We start from the raw sequence: 2291 nt of genomic DNA, 5'->3' as shown, positions 1-2291 counted from the left end.
CGCGGCGCTGACGCGGCTCGACGTCGATCAGCGCGGGCTCGATGCGATGGACCGGCGCTATCTCCGCCGCATCGCCGAGCACCACAATGGCGGGCCGGTCGGTATCGAGACCCTGGCCGCGGCACTGTCGGAACCGCGCGACACGCTCGAAGACGTGATCGAGCCCTTTCTCATCCAGGAGGGGTTCGTGATCCGCACCCCGCGCGGTCGAATGCTCGGGCGCGAGGCCTGGGCGCATCTCGGCCTGCTGCCGCCCGCCGCTGCTCCCGGCCAGTCGGATCTGCCGTTCGACCCATGAACGACGTCGCGAACATGCTGGAAAATGCGCTTCGCGGCGGCGAGCACCGGCTCGGCGTGCGGATCTATTTCGAGGATACCGATGCGGGCGGCATCGTCTATCACGCCAATTATCTGCGTTACGCCGAGCGGGCGCGGTCGGAAGCCCTGCGTTCGCTGGGGGTGCCACACGCGGAAATGGTAGATGTCCACGACCGGATGTTCGTAGTGCACCGCGCGGAAATCGACTATGAGCGGCCCGCGCGACTCGATGATCTGATCACCGTCGTGACCCGTGTGCGGCAGGTTGCCGCCGCGCGTGTCGCGCTGGACCAGACGATCCGGCGCGACGCCATTACGCTGGTGCGAATCAGGCTGCAGCTCGCCTGCGTCGATCGGGCGAGCGGGAGAGCGGCGCGCCTGCCGGCGGAGATGCGCGCCGCCCTCGTGCGGATGCACGATGACGCTGTCGCGGGCGGCAAAACAGAAGACGGCCTGGCGGCCGTGGAAGGGGACTGAACGTGGATCAGGCTGTGAATACTGCCGGGCTCGCGGCACCGGGCACCAACCTCTCGCTGCTGGGCATGTTCCTGCATGCGGGTTTCGTGGTGCAGGTCGTCATCGTGCTGCTGCTTGCGGCCAGCGTCTGGGTCTGGGCGATCATCATCGAGAAGTCGCTCAGCATCCGCCGCGTCAACCGCGAGGCCAACGCGTTCGAGGACAAGTTCTGGTCCGGCCGCAGCCTGGATGAGCTTTACGACCAGGAAGGCGCGGAACCGGGCCATCCGATGGCGGCCGTTTTCGGCGCCGCCATGGGCGAATGGCGCCGTTCCAGCCGGATCGCGGGCGCCGACGTGGTGCGATCCAGCGTCGCCGAACGGATCGACCGGGCGATGGGCGTCACGACGATGCGGGAAATGGAACGCCTTGAACGCTACATGGTGTTTCTGGCCTCGATCGGCGCGGTGGCCCCGTTCGTCGGCCTGTTCGGCACGGTCTGGGGCATCATGCACTCGTTCTCGGCGATCGCGGCGATGCACAACACCAATCTCGCCGTTGTCGCGCCCGGCATCGCCGAAGCGCTGTTCGCCACCGCGATCGGCCTCGTCGCGGCCATTCCGGCCGTGCTTGCCTACAACAAGCTGTCGACCGATCTTGCCCGCCTGGCCGCGCGCCTCGAGGCCTTCGGCGCCGAGTTCAGCGCGATCCTCTCCCGCCAGGCCGAGGAGCGCACCTGACCATGGCCGGCGGTCTGCTCGATCGGAAATCCGGCGGAAGGCGCGGTCGCTACCGGCCCATGGCGGAAATCAACGTCACCCCCCTCGTCGACGTGATGCTCGTCTTGCTGATCATCTTCATGATCACGGCGCCGCTCATCACCTCCGGCGTCACCGTCAATCTGCCGCACGCCAATGCGAAGCCGGTCAATACCGACGCGACGCCGATCACCATCTCGGTGAAGGCTGATGGCTCGGTGTATCTGCAGAACTCGTCGGTCCAGCTCGACAATCTGGTTTCGACCCTGCAACAGATCGCCAAGCACAACACCGACCGCCGCATCTTCGTGCGTGGAGACACCGCAGTGCCCTACGGCACGATGCTGAAGGTGATGGCCACGATCACCAATGGCGGGTTCACCAAGGTCGCGCTGCTCGCCCAGCAGCCGACGGCCACGAAACGCTGAGCCAGCCGGAACGGGATCACCGGCAGGCGGATGGATTGAGACGGGATCGACCCATGGAACCTGAGCTTCGGCGCGGTGCGATCGTCTCGGGAATCGCTCATCTGGCGATCATTCTGCTGCTCGTCGCCGTCCTGCCGACGGAGAAGCTGAACGCCCCGCCTTCCGAGGCGGTCGATGTCACGCTGGTCGGCAACGCGGCGCCGCAGCAGGCGCTCCACAAGGGCAAGGTGGCGGCGCCGGCGGACACGAAGGTGGTCCACAAGGCCCATCTTGCCGTCCAGAAGCCCAAGCCTCAGCCGAAGGTCGCACCGCCGCCGCCGCCGCCGCCGCC

General features: G+C 67.0%; 4 protein-coding genes and 1 pseudogene. All 5 read left to right on the top strand.

Going from position 1 to position 2291, the window contains the following annotated elements:
* Nucleotides 1-298 (top strand): Holliday junction DNA helicase RuvB C-terminal domain-containing protein (locus tag APM_RS12195; RefSeq protein WP_007423684.1); only part of this gene is annotated, 298 nt, incomplete at its 5' end.
* Entirely contained in the window at nt 295-795 is a 501-nt protein-coding gene (ybgC, locus tag APM_RS12190) for a tol-pal system-associated acyl-CoA thioesterase (RefSeq protein ID WP_007423685.1), read from the top strand. The genes APM_RS12195 and ybgC, both read left to right, overlap by 4 nt.
* A gap of 2 nt (nt 796-797) precedes the next feature.
* The gene (tolQ, locus tag APM_RS12185) at nt 798-1514 is read left to right on the top strand and encodes a protein TolQ (protein ID WP_007423683.1); all 717 of its coding nucleotides are present in this window, start codon (nt 798-800) and stop codon (nt 1512-1514) included.
* Nucleotides 1515-1516: 2 nt separating this feature from the next.
* Nucleotides 1517-1960 (top strand): protein TolR, encoded by a 444-nt coding sequence (gene tolR / locus APM_RS12180; protein ID WP_007423682.1) that lies wholly within the window; start codon nt 1517-1519, stop codon nt 1958-1960.
* Nucleotides 1961-2013: 53 nt separating this feature from the next.
* Nucleotides 2014-2291, top strand: a pseudogene (locus APM_RS12175) (hypothetical protein); the annotation flags it as partial.

Source organism: Acidiphilium sp. PM (assembly GCF_000219295.1).
GTDB lineage: Bacteria > Pseudomonadota > Alphaproteobacteria > Acetobacterales > Acetobacteraceae > Acidiphilium > Acidiphilium multivorum.
This window is presented reverse-complemented; position numbering and strand designations above follow the sequence as displayed.

Bases quoted from the DNA above. Each gene is read 5' to 3' on its own strand.
- ybgC (WP_007423685.1), top strand. From the start codon at position 295: ATGAACGACGTCGCGAACATGCTGGAAAATGCGCTTCGCGGCGGCGAG.
- tolR (WP_007423682.1), top strand. From the start codon at position 1,517: ATGGCCGGCGGTCTGCTCGATCGGAAATCCGGCGGAAGGCGCGGTCGC.